Annotated in this window: 14 protein-coding genes and 3 tRNA genes; 9 read left to right on the top strand and 8 right to left on the bottom strand. The window is 74.4% G+C overall.

What is annotated here, in order from left to right:
• Position 1 precedes the first annotated feature (1 nt).
• The 4 genes from ACIP60_RS21185 to fabF all read left to right on the top strand — a co-directional run bounded on the left by ACIP60_RS21185 (position 2) and on the right by fabF (position 3660).
• Positions 2-940 (top strand): ACP S-malonyltransferase, encoded by a 939-nt coding sequence (locus ACIP60_RS21185; RefSeq protein ID WP_400686649.1) that lies wholly within the window; start codon positions 2-4, stop codon positions 938-940.
• Positions 937-1965, top strand: coding sequence for a beta-ketoacyl-ACP synthase III (locus ACIP60_RS21180; RefSeq protein ID WP_111553525.1), 1029 nt, complete (start codon positions 937-939; stop codon positions 1963-1965). Before ACIP60_RS21185 ends, ACIP60_RS21180 begins: the two co-directional genes overlap by 4 nt.
• Before the next feature lie 80 nt (positions 1966-2045).
• The gene (locus tag ACIP60_RS21175; RefSeq protein ID WP_033222346.1) at positions 2046-2288 is read left to right on the top strand and encodes an acyl carrier protein; all 243 of its coding nucleotides are present in this window, start codon (positions 2046-2048) and stop codon (positions 2286-2288) included.
• Between the two features lie 103 nt (positions 2289-2391).
• Positions 2392-3660 carry a beta-ketoacyl-ACP synthase II gene (fabF, locus tag ACIP60_RS21170; protein WP_400686647.1) on the top strand — a complete coding sequence of 423 codons (1269 nt, stop codon included), beginning with the start codon at positions 2392-2394 and terminating at the stop codon, positions 3658-3660.
• Positions 3661-3727: 67 nt separating this feature from the next.
• On the opposite strand, the gene ACIP60_RS21165 is transcribed toward fabF, so the two are convergent.
• On the bottom strand, positions 3728-4222 hold the full coding sequence (locus tag ACIP60_RS21165; protein ID WP_100836053.1) for a DUF3145 domain-containing protein: 495 nt from the start codon (positions 4220-4222) through the stop codon (positions 3728-3730).
• Positions 4223-4498: 276 nt separating this feature from the next.
• Positions 4499-5527 carry an NADP-dependent oxidoreductase gene (locus ACIP60_RS21160; protein ID WP_400686644.1) on the bottom strand — a complete coding sequence of 343 codons (1029 nt, stop codon included), beginning with the start codon at positions 5525-5527 and terminating at the stop codon, positions 4499-4501.
• Between the two features lie 91 nt (positions 5528-5618).
• Between ACIP60_RS21160 and ACIP60_RS21155 the strand changes: the two genes are divergently transcribed.
• Both ACIP60_RS21155 and ACIP60_RS21150 read left to right on the top strand, forming a co-directional pair.
• A complete protein-coding gene (locus tag ACIP60_RS21155; protein ID WP_400686642.1) occupies positions 5619-6128 on the top strand; it encodes a MarR family winged helix-turn-helix transcriptional regulator in 510 nt (169 codons plus the stop codon).
• Positions 6129-6367: 239 nt separating this feature from the next.
• Complete coding sequence (locus tag ACIP60_RS21150; RefSeq protein ID WP_400686640.1) at positions 6368-8023, top strand: LCP family protein; 1656 nt, start codon at positions 6368-6370, stop codon at positions 8021-8023.
• A gap of 112 nt (positions 8024-8135) precedes the next feature.
• On the opposite strand, the gene ACIP60_RS21145 is transcribed toward ACIP60_RS21150, so the two are convergent.
• The 4 genes from ACIP60_RS21145 to ACIP60_RS21130 form a co-directional block, all read right to left on the bottom strand.
• Positions 8136-9029 carry a 1-aminocyclopropane-1-carboxylate deaminase/D-cysteine desulfhydrase gene (locus ACIP60_RS21145; RefSeq protein WP_400686638.1) on the bottom strand — a complete coding sequence of 298 codons (894 nt, stop codon included), beginning with the start codon at positions 9027-9029 and terminating at the stop codon, positions 8136-8138.
• Between the two features lie 213 nt (positions 9030-9242).
• A complete protein-coding gene (locus ACIP60_RS21140; protein WP_400686636.1) occupies positions 9243-10418 on the bottom strand; it encodes a hypothetical protein in 1176 nt (391 codons plus the stop codon).
• Entirely contained in the window at positions 10418-11095 is a 678-nt protein-coding gene (locus tag ACIP60_RS21135; protein ID WP_400687017.1) for an ankyrin repeat domain-containing protein, read from the bottom strand. Before ACIP60_RS21135 ends, ACIP60_RS21140 begins: the two co-directional genes overlap by 1 nt.
• A gap of 592 nt (positions 11096-11687) precedes the next feature.
• A tRNA-Ile gene (locus tag ACIP60_RS21130) sits at positions 11688-11761 on the bottom strand.
• Positions 11762-12664: 903 nt separating this feature from the next.
• Between ACIP60_RS21130 and ACIP60_RS21125 the strand changes: the two genes are divergently transcribed.
• Entirely contained in the window at positions 12665-13435 is a 771-nt protein-coding gene (locus ACIP60_RS21125; RefSeq protein ID WP_400686634.1) for a trypsin-like serine peptidase, read from the top strand.
• Positions 13436-13580: 145 nt separating this feature from the next.
• Here the strand turns inward: ACIP60_RS21125 and ACIP60_RS21120 are convergent.
• Positions 13581-13653, bottom strand: a tRNA-Asn gene (locus ACIP60_RS21120).
• A gap of 5 nt (positions 13654-13658) precedes the next feature.
• Positions 13659-13731, bottom strand: a tRNA-Asn gene (locus ACIP60_RS21115).
• Positions 13732-14065: 334 nt separating this feature from the next.
• On the opposite strand from ACIP60_RS21115, the gene ACIP60_RS21110 reads away from it, so the two are divergent.
• Entirely contained in the window at positions 14066-14359 is a 294-nt protein-coding gene (locus ACIP60_RS21110) for a hypothetical protein (protein ID WP_100836058.1), read from the top strand.
• Between the two features lie 120 nt (positions 14360-14479).
• On the top strand, positions 14480-15922 hold the full coding sequence (locus ACIP60_RS21105) for an FGGY family carbohydrate kinase (protein ID WP_400686632.1): 1443 nt from the start codon (positions 14480-14482) through the stop codon (positions 15920-15922).
• Positions 15923-15946: the final 24 nt, after the last annotated feature.

Genomic DNA, 15946 nt, shown 5'->3' with positions numbered 1-15946 from the left:
CGTGCTCGTTATCGTCGCCCCTGGACAGGGTGCCCAGACTCCCGGCTTCCTCAACCCCTGGCTCGAACTGGACGGCGCCGCCGACCGGCTGCGCCGGTGGTCGGCGACGGCCGGGCTCGACCTGGTGCACGCCGGAACCGCGGCCTCCGAGGAGGAGATCAAGGACACCGCCGTCGCCCAGCCGCTGCTGGTGGCCGCCGGACTGGTGACCGCCGCGGCGCTGTTCCCCGAGGGCGTGGCCGGGACGGTCGGCGCGGTGGCGGGCCACAGCGTCGGCGAGATCACCGCCGCGGCGCTGGCCGGGGTGCTCTCCGAGGAGGACGCGCTGGGCTTCGTCCGCGAGCGCAGCCTGGGCATGGCCGAGGCCGCCGCGGCGACCGCGACCGGCATGACCGCGGTGCTCGGCGGCGACCCGGAGGAGGTCGCCGCGAAGCTCGCCGAGCACGGCGTGACCCCGGCGAACAACAACGGCGGCGGCCAGATCGTCGCGGCCGGCACGCTGGAGCAGCTGGCCGCGCTGAAGGCGGACCCGCCGGCCGGCGCGCGGCTGATCCCGCTGAAGGTCGCGGGCGCGTTCCACACCGCGCACATGGCCCCGGGCGTGGCGCGGCTGGAGAAGCTGGCGCCGACCCTGACCACCGCGGACCCGGCCCTCGCGTACGTCTCGAACCGGGACGGCGAGGTGGTCGGCTCCGGCGCCGAGGTGCTGGCCCGCCTGGTCGCGCAGGTCTCCCACCCGGTCCGCTGGGACCTGTGCATGGAGACCCTGCAGCAGCTCGGCGCGACCGCCGTGATCGAGCTGTCCCCCGCCGGGACGCTCACCAACCTGGTCAAGCGCAACGTCAAGGGTGTCGCCACGCTGGCCCTGAAGACCCCCGCCGATCTCGACAAGGCCCGCGCCCTCGTGGCCGAGCACGGCGGCCAGGAGGAGAGCGCATGAGCGCGACCATCAAGCCGGCCACCGGCGCCCAGTACTCCCGCATCCACGGCGTGGGCGGCTACCGGCCGACCCGGGTGATCCCCAACTCCGAGGTGCTGAACTGGATCGACTCCTCGGACGAGTGGATCCGCACCCGCTCCGGCATCGCCGAGCGCCGCTGGGCCGGGCCGGAGGAGAGCGTCGCCGAGATGTCGGTGCAGGCGGCCGGCAAGGCCGTCGCGATGGCCGGCATCCGCCCGGAGCAGATCGGCGGCGTGATCGTCGCCACCGTCTCGCACCTGAAGCAGACCCCGGCGATCGCCACCGAGATCGCCCAGCGGCTCGGCTGCGGCACCGCCCCGGCGTTCGACATCTCGGCCGCCTGCGCGGGCTTCGGCTACGGCCTGAGCCTGGCCGACGGCATGGTGCGCGGCGGCAGCGCCGAGTACGTGCTGGTGATCGGCGTGGAGCGGCTGTCCGACCTGACCGACGTCACCGACCGGTCGACCGCGTTCATCTTCGGCGACGGCGCGGGCGCCGCGATCGTCGGCCCCTCCGACACCCCCGGCATCGGCCGGGTGATCTGGGGCTCGGACGGCTCGCAGGCCGACGTGATCTCGCAGACCCAGGCCTGGGACACCGCGTTCGCCAAGCCGGACGCGGTCAACGGGCCCGGCGAGGAGGCGAAGTGGCCGGCCCTGCGGATGGAGGGCCAGACGGTCTTCCGCTGGGCCGTGTACGACATGGCGAAGGTCGCCGAGCAGGCCCTGGAGGCCGCCGGGATCACCGCCGACCAGCTCGGCGCGTTCATCCCGCACCAGGCCAACATGCGGATCATCGACGCCATGGTCAAGAAGCTGGACCTGCCCCCGAACGTCCCGGTGGCCCGCGACATCGCGGAGACCGGCAACACCTCCGCCGCCTCCATTCCGCTCGCCATGGAGCGGATGCTGGAGCGCGGCGAGGCCAAGAGCGGCGACCTGGCGCTGATCATCGGCTTCGGGGCCGGTCTGGTCTACGCCGCCGCAGTCGTTACGCTCCCCTAGGCGTTCTTCCCCCGCCCCCCTGGAAACCCGCGTCGGTCCGCCGGACCGCACGCTGTCAACACCGAGAAGGAGCAGCCGATATGGCTACCCGCGAAGAGGTTCTCGAAGGTCTCGCCGAGATCGTGAACGAGATCGCCGGCATCCCGGTCGAGGACGTCGCGCTCGACAAGTCCTTCACCGACGACCTGGACGTCGACTCGCTGTCCATGGTCGAGGTCGTCGTCGCCGCCGAGGAGCGCTTCGGCGCGAAGATCCCGGACGACGAGGTCAAGAACCTCAAGACCGTCGGCGACGCGGTGGACTTCATCGTCGCCAACGTCTGACCTGCCGTCAGGCTCCCGGTCGGGGCGCGCCGGCCGCGCCCCGACCGGTCCCCCTCCCACCGGCCTCCCGGGCCTCCCCCAGATGTGAGAGAAGAAGAAACCAGTGACTGCTGAAAACCGCACCGTGGTCGTCACGGGTATCGGCGCCTTCACGCCGCTGGGCGGCGACGCCGCCACTTTCTGGGAGGGGCTGCTGGCCGGCAAGTCCGGGGTCCGCGCCCTCACCGAGGACTGGGCGGCCGAGCTGCCGGTGCGGATCGCCGCCCGGGTGGCCGTCGAACCCGGTGAGATCCTGCCCCGTCCGCTGGCCCGCAAGCTGGACCGCTCGGCCCAGTTCGCGCTGATCGCCGCCCGCGAGGCGTGGAAGGACGCGGGCTACCAGGCCCCGGCCACCGACGACGCCAACCCGCTGGCCCCCGAGCGCCTGGGCGCGGTCATCGCCTCCGGCATCGGCGGCGTCACCACCCTGCTCGACCAGTACGACGTGCTCAAGGAGCAGGGCGTCCGCAAGGTCTCCCCGCACACCGTCCCGATGCTGATGCCCAACTCCCCGGCGGCCAACGTCGGCCTGGAGGTCGGCGCCCGCGCTGGCGTGCACACCCCCGTCTCCGCCTGCGCCTCCGGCGCCGAGGCGATCGGCTACGCGATCGAGATGATCCGCACCGGCCGCGCCGACGTGGTCGTGGCCGGCGGCACCGAGGCCGCGGTGCACCCGCTGCCGATCGTCGCCTTCTCCAACATGATGGCGATGTCCAAGAACAACGACGACCCGCAGCACGCCTCCCGCCCGTACGACAAGGCCCGCGACGGCTTCGTGCTCGGCGAGGGCGCGGGCGTGATCGTGCTGGAGTCCGCCGAGCACGCCGCCGCCCGCGGCGCCCGGGTCTACTGCGAGGCCGTCGGCCAGGGCCTGTCCTCGGACGCCCACCACATCGCCCAGCCCGAACCGACCGGCGCCGGCGTGGCCCGCGCCATCGACGACCTGTTCGCCCGCAACGAGCTGGACAAGTCCGAGGTGGTGCACGTCAACGCGCACGCCACCTCGACCCCGCAGGGCGACACCGCCGAGATCAAGGCGCTGCGCCGCACCCTGGGCGAGCACCTCGACCACGTGGCCGTCTCCGCCACCAAGTCGATGACCGGCCACCTGCTGGGCGGCGCCGGCGGCATCGAGACCGTCGCCACCGTGCTGGCCCTGTACAACCGGATCGCGCCGCCGACCGTCAACGTGGTCGACCTGGACGACGACATCGACGCCGACATCGTCCGCGACGAGGCCCGCAAGCTGCCGGTCGAGGGCCGGATCGCCGCCCTCAACAACTCCTTCGGCTTCGGCGGCCACAACGTGGTGCTGGCCTTCCGCACCGTCTGACGACGGTACGTCGCACTGCCCGCGAGGGGGGTGGGGGGGTTCTAACCCCCCCACCCCCCTCGGCGCGTCACACCACCTGGTGCAGCCAGCGCACGGGCGCGCCCTCGCCCGCGTACCGGAACGGCTCCAGTTCGTCGTCCCAGGGCTTGCCGAGCAGCTTGGCGATCTCCGCCTCCAGGTCGCCGCCCTCGCTGCGGGCGCGCAGCAGCACGGCGCGCAGCCGGTCCTCGGGGATCAGGATGTCGCCGTGGAGGCCCGTGACGGCGTGGAAGATGCCGAGCGCGGGCGTGGAGGAGTACCGCTCGCCCTCCGCCGTGGCGCAGGGCTCGCTGGTCACCTCGTAGCGCATCAGCTGCCAGCCGCGCAGCGCGGAGGCGAGCTTGGAGGCGGTGCCGGGCTCCCCCTGCCAGGAGAGTTCGGACCGCCAGTGGCCGGCCGCGGCGGGTTGCCTGATCCAGTCGAGGTTGACCCGCACGCCGAGCACGCCCGCGACCGCCCACTCGACGTGCGGGCACAGCGCGCGGGGCGCGGAGTGGATGTAGAGCACACCACGTGTCGTCACCGGGACCTCCTGGCTGTGGACGAGGGTCGCCTTCCCCAGCTGCCTCGCTCCGTCACCGGCGGGTCCTGATCAGTGGCTACCCCGGGGAGCTCAATTTATTCGACATTAGGTCATCAAATCGAGCAAAACGGACAAGCTTTCACCCCATGCTAGTCGGTCCGTCCGAGAGGTCTACCCCCGCAGCGCCCAGCTCCCCCGAACGGCCGCACGCGCACGCCCCCGCCGGGGATCGCGCTCCGGCGGGGGCGTGCTGACGGTGCGGCAGCCGACGCGGCGTCAGGCGCCGACCTTGACCACCATCTTTCCGGTGTTGGCGCCGCGCAGCATGCCGAGGAAGGCGTCGACGGCGTTCTCCACGCCCTCGACCACGGTCTCGTCGGAGCGCAGCGCGCCCTCCCGCAGCCAGCCGCCGACCTCGGCGAGGAACTGCCCGCGCAGCGCGGCGTGGTCGCCGACGATCATGCCCTGCAGGCGCAGCCGCTTGCCGATGGCGAGCGCCAGGTTGCGCGGGCCGGCGGGGGCGGCGGTGTCGTTGTACTGGGCGATGGCGCCGCACAGGGTGACCCGGCCGTGCAGGTTGAGCGCGCCGATCGCGGCCTCCAGGTGCTCGCCGCCGACGTTGTCGAAGTACACGTCGATGCCCTCGGGGGCGGCCGCGGCCAGCTGCTCGGCGACCGGGCCGGCCTTGTAGTCGAAGGCGGCGTCGAAGCCGTAGTGCTCGACCAGGGCGGCGACCTTCGCGGGCGAGCCGGCCGAGCCGACGACCCGCTTGGCGCCCTTGAGCCGGGCGATCTGCCCGACCAGCGAGCCGACCGCACCGGCCGCGCCGGAGACGAACACGGTGTCGCCCTCCTTGAACGAGGCGACCTCCAGCAGCCCGGCGTAGGCGGTCAGGCCCGGCATGCCCAGGACGCCCAGGTAGGCGGAGAGCGGGGCGAGCTCCGGGTCCACCTTGACGGCGTGCGCGGCGTCCAGCGTCGCGTACTCGCGCCAGCCGAGCCCGTGCAGCACCGCGTCGCCGACCGCGAAGCCCTCGGCCTCCGAGGCGACCACGTACCCGACCGCGCCGCCGTCCATCGGCGCGCCGAGCGCGTACGGCGGGACGTAGGACTTCACGTCGTTCATCCGGCCGCGCATGTACGGGTCGACCGAGAGGTAGGCGTTGCGCACCGTGATCCGGCCGGGTTCGGGCCGCCGGACCGGGGCCTCGACCAGGGCGAAGTCCCCGGGCACGGGCCAGCCCTGCGGGCGGGCGGCCAGGTGCCACTCGCGGCCGGTGGCGGGGAGGGCGTCCTGCTCCGTCATCACTTACTCCTCAGGGTGAAATATTCACTGACTAAAGCAATCGTGAGGATGAAAGGTTCACGTTGTCAAATGTTCAGCTAGACTCGGAAGCATGGAGCAGCAGGAGGAGCAGGCCATGACGGCGGAGCGGACCCCGGCCGCCGACCCGATCACGCTGGAGGTCGTCGACCTGATGGCGCGCCTGGTCGGGCTCTTCCACCGCGAGTACGAGGAGGCCGCGGCCGCCCGCTCGCTCACCGGCGCCCAGGCCAAGGTGCTGGCCCTGCTCCGGCGCGGGCCGATGCCGATGCGGCACATCGCCCAGACCCTCTCCTGCGAGCCGTCCAACATCACCGGCATCGTCGACCGGCTGGAGGGCCGCGGCTTCGTCACCCGCGAGTCCGACCCGCAGGACCGCCGGGTCAAGCTGGTGGTCGCCACCGAGTCCGGCCGCTCCGCCTCCACCGAACTGCGCGAGTCGCTGAACTTCGCCCGCGAGCCGCTGGCCGCCCTCGACGGCGACGAGCGCGCCCGGCTGCGCGACCTGCTGCGGCGGATGCTGGACTCCACGTCCGGCACCGCCCCCGGCCCGGCCTCCGCGCCCGGCGGTCGGGCGGGCTGAGCCCACTGGGGCCCGCCCGCGCCCTCCCGCTGCCGCCCCCCTCTCGCGCCCGGACGACACCGCTGACCTGGCCGGTTCCGGCGGATCGAAGAAATTCTCGAAAAAGATGGTTCGCGTGTAACCATTCCGTTCGCCGAACCGTCCAAGTAGTGACGAGTGCCGATCCGCAGTGCGGCGGATCAGCCGAGTGCCTTCCCTCGGGTACCAGTTGCCGCTGCGCGCAGAGAGACCGCCGACCGATGACCGACGCCACGCCGAAGGCCGCTCCGACCCGTTCCCGTGGCCGCCGAATAGCCCGGGGGCTCGGCGCCACCGCTGCCGCGCTCGTCGTCGCCGCGGCCGGCGCCGGTGCCTGGTACTACCAGCGGCTGGACCGCAACATCACGACCTTCGCGCCCGAGGGCATCGCCTCCAGCCGCCCTCCGGTCGCCACGCCCGCGCCCACCGGCGGGCGCCCGGTCAACATCCTGCTGCTCGGTTCCGACACCCGCGACGACGGCAACAGCTCGCTGGGCGGCGGCGACGAGGGCGTGGGCCACTCCGACACCGCGATCCTGCTGCACGTGTACGCCGATCACAAGCACGCCGTCGGTGTGTCGATACCGCGCGACACCCTGGTCACCGTCCCGCCCTGCCTGCTGCCGGACGGCAAGTGGAGCCCGCAGCGGACCAACCAGATGTTCAACTCGGCCTTCACCGTCGGCGAGTTCAAGGCCGGCAACCCGGCCTGCACGCAGAACACCGTCGAAGCGCTGACCGGCCTGCGGGTCGACCACACCCTGGTGGTCGACTTCAAGGGCTTCGCCGCCATCACCAGCGCCGTCGGCGGCGTGGACGTCTGCGTCCCCAACGACGTGGACTCGTACGGCATCCACCTCACCAAGGGCCGGCAGACCGTCTCCGGACAGCAGGCCGTGGACTACGTCCGGGCCCGGCACGGCCTCGGCGACAGCTCCGACATCGGCCGGATGCTCCGCCAACAGGCCTTCATGTCCTCGCTGATCAAGAAGGTGCAGGGCGAGGGCTTCGACCTGACCACCCTGCTGCCCTTGGCCGACGCCGCCACCAAGTCGCTGACCGTCGATCCCGAGCTCGGCTCCCCCTACAAGCTCGCCGAGTTCGCCCAGTCCCTCCAGGACATCCAGCTCTCCGACATCCAGTTCGTCACCCTCCCCTGGCGCTTCCAGGGCGCCCGCGTCGCCGTGGTCGAACCCGACGCGAGCATCCTGTGGGGCCTGCTGCGCCAGGACCGCACCCTCGACGGCCACCCCACCGGCGGGGCCGGCGCGAGCGCGAGCCCCGGGACGGGTGTGGCGGTGGGGGTGAGCGCGAGCCCCGGCGCGAGCGGCGAGCCTAGCCCCGGCGCGTCCCCCTCCGCCACCGCGACGGCCACCGCGAGCGGCGGCGCGGGCGCGGGCGGCACGGGCGCCACCGATGGCGCGACGCTGAACGTGCCCGTCACCGTGCACAACGCCGCCAAGACGGCCGGGCTGGCCGGCCGCACCGCGCTCTCGCTGCGCGGCAGCGGCTACACCGACATCACCATCGGCGCCAACACCCCGACCCGCCGCACCACCCTGATCGAGTACGCCCCCTCCCTGCGGTCCGCCGCCGAACAGCTCGCCCGGCTCTACCCCGGCGCCGAACTGCGCAGCAGCCCCCTCGACGGCATCGTCCTCACCCTGGGCCAGGACCGCGCCGACACCCTCGGCGGGCCCGACGCCGCCGACCCGGACGGCAGCACCGGTACCGGCGGCATCACCGGTACCGGCAGTACCGGCAGTACCGGCAGCAGCGCCTCGCCCAGCGCCCTGCCCACCGCCATCCCGTCCGGCATCACCGACAACACCCGCCCCGCCGACACCGACCTCTGCAGCGACCTCAACTTCGGCTGACCGGCCGCCTGCTCGCTCGTCCGCTGCCCGTCCGTTTCCGAGGCCGCCCCGGGAACGGGCGGGTGGTCGGGCCCCACCGGGTCGCCCCACCGCGCCACCCCGCCGCACGACCTCACGGCGCCGGGTCGGGGACCCCCGTCACCACCACCGTCACCCGGCGCTCCCGCAACTCGCCCGCCCGCAGCAGCCCGTACACCGCCCACAGCGCCTTCGCCACGTACCGGCGCTCCACCGGCACCCCGTACGCGGCCTCGAACCAGCCGGCGAATCGTTCCAGCTCCGGGGGCACCCGCCCGTAGCCGCCGCCGTGCCACCCGTGGGCCAGCCGCCAGTTGGCGAACTCCCGCCCGTAGCCGGCCCGGTGGAGCGCCGTCACCTCGTCCTCCAGGTAGCCCTCCCCGCGCAGCACCGCCACGCCGAGCGCCCGTGGCCCCGACGGCAGCCCCGCCGCGATCCCGGCCAGCGTGCCACCGGTGCCGACCGCGCAGCAGACCACGTCCCGCGAGCCGAAGTCCGTTAGCTGGCCGACGAGTTCACCGGCGATCACCGCGGCACCACGTACGGCCAGGCCGTTGGAGCCGCCCTCGGGCAGCACGTAGTACCCCGCCCGCCGCTCCGCCCGGCCGTCCGCCACCGCCCGGTAGGCGGAACGCTCGACGAACTCCAGTACCATCCCGTCCCGTTCGGCCCGCGCCAGCGACCAGTTGCGCGGCTGCCCGGCGAGTTCCGCCCCGCGGATCACCCCGACACTGGCCAACCCGAGCCCACCCGCAGCCGCCGCCACCGCCCGCACGTGCGTGGAGTACGCCCCACCGTAGGTGAGCAGTCCCCGGGCCCCCTCCGCGACCGCCCGCTCCAGGTTCGGCGCGAGCTTGCGCCACTTGTTGCCGGGCACCGTCGGATGCGCCAGGTCGTCCCGCTTGAGCCACAACTCCGCGCCCGCGGCGGCGAACTCCGGATCGTCGACCGGCATCAACGGCGTGGGCAGGACAGCGGCGGGAAGCATCCGCCCACCCTAGAGCCTGCCTCCCGGCAGCCCGCCGGAGCGCTGCCCGGCGGTCCGGCGCCGCCCGGCACCGCCCGGCACCGTTCGCCGTCCGGCGGCCGGACCTCATCCGCCCTCCACCACTCCACCTCTCTCTCCCGCCGGGCATCGCTCGACCGCTCGATCCTGTACCGCTCTCCCTCCGCTGCTCCCCCCTCGCCGACTGCCGGGCCGTCAGAGCACCGCCACCCCCAGTGGCCGGTGGCCGGCCTCCACCCGGTGGGTGGCGCCGCTGTCGAGGTCGACCAGGGTGACTCCGTCCCAGGAGCCGTCCCTGGTGAAGCCGCCGGTGACGTAGGCCGTGTGTCCGTCCGCCGAGAGCGCCACGTTCTCGTGCGGGATGCCGAGTGGGTAGATCCGTTCGCTGCCGTCGGGGTTGCGGACCGTCAGGCTGGGGCCCCGGTCGTCCTTGGTGATCGGGCCGGAGCCGACCACCAGCAGGCGTCCGTCCGGGGCGATGGTGACGCCGTGCTGATGGGTGTCGGCGGTCATCGGCTCGATGGCGACCCGGCCGGTGGCCGGGTCGACCACCGCGAGGCGCTCGCCCTCGAAGGGGAGCAGCAGTCTGCCGTCGCCCGGTCGGACCGCCGTGTAGTGCGGTTTCAGCCAGGAGCCGAGCCCGCCCTCGGTGCCGTAGGGCGCGACCTGGATCCGGCGGGTGGCCAGGCCGTCCGCCGCGACCACCGTCACGTCGAAGGAGTCGTGGCCGGTCGCGTAGACCTCCCGCCCGTCCGGCGAGACGTCGACGTCGAAGGGGCGCCGACCGATCGGGGCCGCGCCGGTGACCTCGCCCTTCGCGGTGTCGATGACCTCCAGCACGCCGTCGCCTCCCGGTATGTTCACGCCGGCGTACAGCCGGGTGCCGTCGGGCGACAGGGCCAGCCCCATGCCGCCGCCCCGGTACTCGCCCGTGCCCGCGGGCCCGGCCCAGCTGCGGTACGGGATGCTCCGGAGCAGCGTGCGCGCCCGGGTGTCGATCTCGGCGACGCCCTCCGCGGTGCTCACCCAGGCCCGCCCGTCCGGCCCGACCGCCACCGCGTACGGCGCCGTGCCGACCCGCACCGAGCCGACCGCTCCGCGCGCCGGGTCGACGAAGGTCGCGGTGTCGGACCCGAAGTCGGCCACCAGCAGCGTCCCGGCCGGGGTCGGCGCCGCGTCGGCCGATCGCGCGGCGGCGGGGGCGGGTACGGCGCGGGCTCCGGCCGCACCGTCGCCGTCCGGGTCGGCGCAGCCGGCCAGCAGGAGGGCCAGCACCGGCACGGCCGCCAGCAGCAGCCGCAGCAGCGGGCCGGTGCGGCTGCTGCTGGCGGCCGTGCCGGTGCGGCCGGTGCGCCTGCGGCGGGTGGTCATCATCCGGTTCCTCCGTTCTCCCGTTCGTTCCGGGCTCCGGCCCGGGTCTCGGCCCGGGTTTCGGCTCTGGTCCCGGCCTTGGCCTCGGCCTTCCGGAGCAGTTCGGCGAGGGTGCCGAAGCCGCGCCGTTCGGCGTGCCACAGCGGTGTCACGCCGTCGGTGTCGGCGAGCCCCGGGTCCGCGCCCGCGGCGAGCAGCAGCCGGACGACCTCGGCGTGCGCGCTGCCGCCGTCACCGAGGATCACGGCCTCCAGCAGGGCCGTCCAGCCCAGTCGGTTGACGTGGTCGACGTCGATGTCGGTCTCCGCCAGCACGGCCCGCACGTAGGCGACGTGGCCGCGCTCGGCGGCGGGTATCAGGCTCACCCCGCCGAACCGGTTGGTCAGCCCGAAGTCCGGCCCGGCGGGCAGCAGGGCGCGCATCATCGGCACGCTGCCGGTGACGCCGGTGACCAGCCAGGGGCTGTCCTCCCGCTCGTCCTGCGCGTCCGGGTCCGCCCCGGCGGCGACCAGCAGTTCGGCGACGGGCACCCGGTCGGCGAGCGCCGCCAGCAGCAGCGGCGTCCGCCCGTGCGGATCGCGGGCCTCCGGGTCGGCGCCCGCCGCCAGGGCGGTCCGGGCGGCGTCGAGGTCGCCGGTGTGCGCGGCGGTGAGCAGGCGTTGGTCGTGGGCGGTGATCACGGTCCTCCTCCTGAGGAGCGGCAGGTACGGCACGGAATGCCTCAACAGATGCGGGGCGACGGGTGGGGCGGGTCAGTCGACGTCCTGACTCCATATTTGCCCCGCCCCCGGCCCCACTTCGTCGGCGAACCGGCTCGACCCGGCGAGCGTTCCGGTGGACCCCCGCATCATCCGATCGGTCGATGCACAGCCGCGCCCGCCCACATCACCGCAGCTCAGCGCCCTGGAGCCCGCCGGAGGAGCCCGTGGCCGGGCGTGCCACCCGACACCCGGTCAGGGAGTCTCCCCGCGCGGCCCGAACGGCTGCCGAACCCGGGCCCACGGGATACCCAGGGGATGACGAGTCCCTTCCGCGCGGAGACCGGCCCATGGCTCCGGGCGCCGGTCGGCGGGGGCCGGAAACGGCGAGGCCCGCGGGTCCCGGGGGTCCGCGGGCTTCGTCAGCGTTTCGCCGGTTGTCTCACTAGCGGGTGAACTTCGGCGCGGAAGAGGCCGCGCAGCGGGTCGATGCTCTAAAGTTTGCGTGGCACGTCAGGCGTTTCACCTGGTCAGGGGGCCCCACCGGCTGACTGTCCGTCAGCGGCCGAGGTAGGGCGGGTGGGACTCGAACCCACGACCAAGGGATTATGAGTCCCCTGCTCTAACCGGCTGAGCTACCGCCCCCCGACTCGACCCGCCGGGGCCGACGATGCGGTCCTGGCAGCAGCAGACGGCCCCTCAGGGCCGCCCCCGGCAGCATAGCCGGTCGATCACCCGTGGTGCGCGCCGGGGGCGCATCCGAGTAGGGCAGGTCCGCCGCCCCTCCACGCCGCCGGACCTGCCCCGGCAGCGGGCCACGCCCGCCCGGCCCGGTGCCCCGGGACGCCCCGTCGACACCCCGTCGACACCCCGTCGACACCCGGCGCAGCGGAGCCGCCCGGGGCTGCGGACGGTGCCGGCGGAACGGCGATGACGGACCGTCCGGCGGCGGGTGATGCTCGACCGTCGGATCGGCACGAGCACGAGCAGGAGCGGGAGCGGCGCGAGCGACGACCCCGGCCCGGTCGCCCCCGGGTCCGGCCTATCCGATCGCCCGACTGCCGCGCCCTCCCTCGTCCTGGCGACGCGGCGGCGGCCAGCACCTGGACGCGGCCCTCGCCACCGCACGGCCGCAGGACGGACGGCAGGCGCGGGAGTGAGGGAAGCGCCGGGCGGCGACCGGCTCGGCACCGACCGGGGCTGCACCTCGGCGGTGAAGGCCACCGGGCACCCGAACAGAGCTCCGACCAACTGCGGATCGCCCCGAAGCCCCACGCCGGTACCGTGGTCGGCGCGACCAGCGCGATCAGCGGCTATCGGGAGGGCGGCGGCACCGCCGCCACCTCCTACCGAAACTGCTGCGGCGGCCGGGTCCCAACGCTTCACCAACAGGCGTCCGACGGCTCGTGACGCCACGTCGGGCCCCGCCCGGATGCCGGGAGGGCGGCCGCCGGACCTCGGTTGCCCGGCCCGTGCGGGCCCTGGTAGATCTTGCTGGGACCACCCGTCCGGCATCCCGGGCGGGCCGCCGAGCGGAAGGGAGCGACGGTGTCGCGCACCTCCCCCGGACCCGGCGCGTTCCCGGCCGCGGCCGTCGGCGCGCTGGCGCTGCTGCTGGCCGCGACCGCGGCCGGTTGCGGCTCCGCCGAGCAGGCCGGCGACGGGCAGCAGGGGCAGGCCGTCGCCCGTCCCGCCGCCGCAGGTCCGGCCGCCGACCGGGTCGGCGCGCTGTTCGTCGGCGGCCCCGACGGCGCCCGCGCCTGCACCGCCGGGGTGGTGCACAGCCCCGGCCGGAACCTGCTGGTCACCGCCGCCCACTGCGCGGCCCCCGGCGGCGTCCGGACCGACGACCTGGTGTTCGTCCCCGGCTACCGGGACGGCCGGGCCCCGCACGGGACGTGGCCGGTCACCGAGGTGACCCTCGACCCGGACTGGGAGGCCGGGCAGGACGAGGACCACGACGTCGCCTTCCTGACCGTCGGGGCGCTCGACGGCGAGCAGGTCGAGGACGCGGTGGGCGCCGACGCGCTCGCCGCCGGCCTCGGCTCCGGGCTGGACGTCACCGTCACCGGCTACCCCAACGAGGACGACGCCCCGATCACCTGCCGGGCCCGCACCTCCTCGTACAGCGCCACCCAGCAGCGCTTCGACTGCGCCGGGTTCACCAACGGCACCAGCGGCAGCCCGTGGGTCACCGACGCGGGCCAGGTGGTCGGGGTGATAGGGGGCCACCAGGAGGGCGGAATCAGCCCGGACACCTCGTACAGCGTGGCCTTCGACGCGCACGTCACCGACCTGTACCGACGGGCCTCCGGCTGAGTCGGGGCCGGTTCCGGGAGCCCGCTCCGGTGATACCTGGCCCGGTGATGCCTGGACCGGTGACGCCTGCCCGGGAAACACGAGGGCCCCCCGGCATCGCCGAAGGGCCCTCGCTCTGTACCGATCACCGCGACTTCCGGTGAAGCTCCCCCAATTGGACTCGAACCAATAACCTGCCGATTAACAGTCGGCTGCTCTGCCAATTGAGCTATGGGGGACCGCGCTCCTCCAATTGGACTCGAACCAATAACCTGCCGATTAACAGTCGGCTGCTCTGCCAATTGAGCTATGGAGGATCGTGCTTCCGCCTCGCCCACCCCGGTCTCCGGATCGCTCCGGGGCCCACGGTGCTCGCTGCGGGACATACATTAGCGCACTCAGGGGGGTGTTCCGCCAATCGCTTTGCCCGGCCCGCTCGCCCGCCCCGGGGCCACCCGCTCCCCCACCTCGGGGCCGCCCGCGCCCCGCCCGGTCCGGCGCGCCCCGCGCGCGCCCCGCGGTGCGGACGGGGATGCTGGTGCACGGCGGCTCCGGCCGACCCGGACCCGCCACCGGAAGGGTGGTTCACGGCCCGGCCGGACGGGTAGACGCGGCACACAATCGCGCGGCGACGAAGGGTGGAACCAGGGCATGTGGAAGGTGTCGTTGTTGGTGGGTCTCGGGATCGGGTACGTGCTCGGCACTCGGGCCGGGCGCGAGCGCTACGAGCAGTTGGCCGGCGCGGCCCGGCACGTGCGGGACAACCCGCGGGTGCAGGACGCGGCGGAGAAGGCCAAGCAGCAGGCCGGCGCGGTGGCCGGGAAGGCCGCCGGGGCGGTCGCCGACAAGGTCGGCGAGAAGCTGCCGAACGCGCTGACCGAGCGCGTCCCGTACTTCGCCAAGCAGCACGGCGAGGACGACGGCTGGGGCACGGTCCGCCCCTGAGCCGTGGAGCCCCGCTGAGCTGGGGCGGACGGTCGCCGGACGGGGTGGTTCCGGTACCGACTGGGCAACACTTGCGGCAGTCGGTCCCGCCCCGGCCGTCGACTGCGGCATGATCTCGGCATGGCCATCGTCGCGGGCATCGACAGCTCCACCACTCGCACCCGGATCGTCGCGTGCGACGCCGACACCGGCGCCGTGCTGCGGCAGGGCCGGGCTCCGCACCCGCTGCCGGAGGGCGAGGACGCCAGAAGCACCGAGGTCGACCCGCAGAACTGGCTGCACTCGCTGGGCGACGCCGCCGCCGGGGGCCTGCTGGAGGGGGTCCGGGCGATCGGGGTCTCCGCCCAGCAGCACGGGCTGATCGGGCTGGACGCGGGCGGCGTGCTGGTGCGCCCCGCGCTGCTGTGGAACGACCCCCGCTCGGCGGGTTCGGCGGCCGCGCTGCTGGACGCGCTGGGCGGCCCGCAGCCCTGGGTGGAGGCGATCGGCGCGGTGCCGGGCCCCACGTACACCATCGCCAAGCTGCGCTGGCTGGCCGAGTTCGAACCGGTGTCGGCGCAGCGGATCGCCGAGGTGCTGCTGCCGCACGACTGGCTGGTCTCCCAGCTGCTGGGCGGGGCCCGGCGGCGCACCACGGACCGCGGCGACGCCTCCGGCACCGGCTACTGGTCGCCGATCACCGGCGAGTACCGGCAGGACCTGGTCAAGCTGGCGCTCGGCCACGAGCTGAACCTCCCGGACGTGCTCGGCCCGGCCGAGCCCGCCGGGCACACCCCCGAGGGGCTGCTGATCTCGGCCGGCACCGGGGAGAACATGGCGGCCTCGCTGGGCCTCGGGCTGGGCCCGGGCGACGCGGTGGTGTCGCTGGGCGGCAACGGCACGATCTTCGCGGTGCACGACCGGGCGGTGGTCGACCCGTCCGGCCTGGTCTCCTCGTTCGCGGACGCCACCGGCCGGCACCTGCCGATGGTGGCCACCCTGAACGCCGCGCAGGTGCTGCGCTCCACCGCCGCGATGCTCGGCACCGACCTGGCGGGCCTGTCCGAACTGGCCCTGCAGTCCTCGCCCGGCGCGTACGGGATGGTCTTCCTGCCCTACCTGGACGGCGAGCGGACCCCGAAGCTGCCGCACGCGGCGGGCACCCTGACCGGGCTGCGGGCCGAGTCGATGGCGCCGCAGCACGTGGCGCGGGCCGCCGTCGAGGGCATGCTGTGCAACCTGGCGGAGGCGCTGGACGTGCTGCGCGGGCACGGGGTGGCGGTGAACCGGGTGTTCCTGCTGGGGACGGCCGGGCGGCTGCCCGCCGTGCAGCAGATCGCGCCGCAGCTGTTCGGCCTGCCCGTGGTGGTCCCCCCGCCGGGCGGCGACCACGCGGCGCGCGGCGCGGCCCGGCAGGCCGCCTGGGCGCTCGCCGGGACGCCCGAGCCCCCGCACTGGGAGCTGCCCGACCTCACCGTGCTCGCCCCCGACCAGGAGCACGACCTGGCGGTCGGCGGCGCGGTGCGCCAGCAGTTCGCGGCGGTGCGCGAGCAGTACCACCCGGAGACCGCCGCCGCCTCCTGACCCGCCCCGGCCGCGCTTCGACCC

It is taken from the genome of Kitasatospora sp. NPDC088783 (assembly GCF_044750705.1).
In the GTDB taxonomy this organism is placed as follows: Bacteria; Actinomycetota; Actinomycetes; order Streptomycetales; family Streptomycetaceae; genus Kitasatospora; species Kitasatospora fiedleri.
Note: the sequence above shows the minus strand (reverse complement) of the source record. Positions and strands in the feature narration are given on the sequence as shown.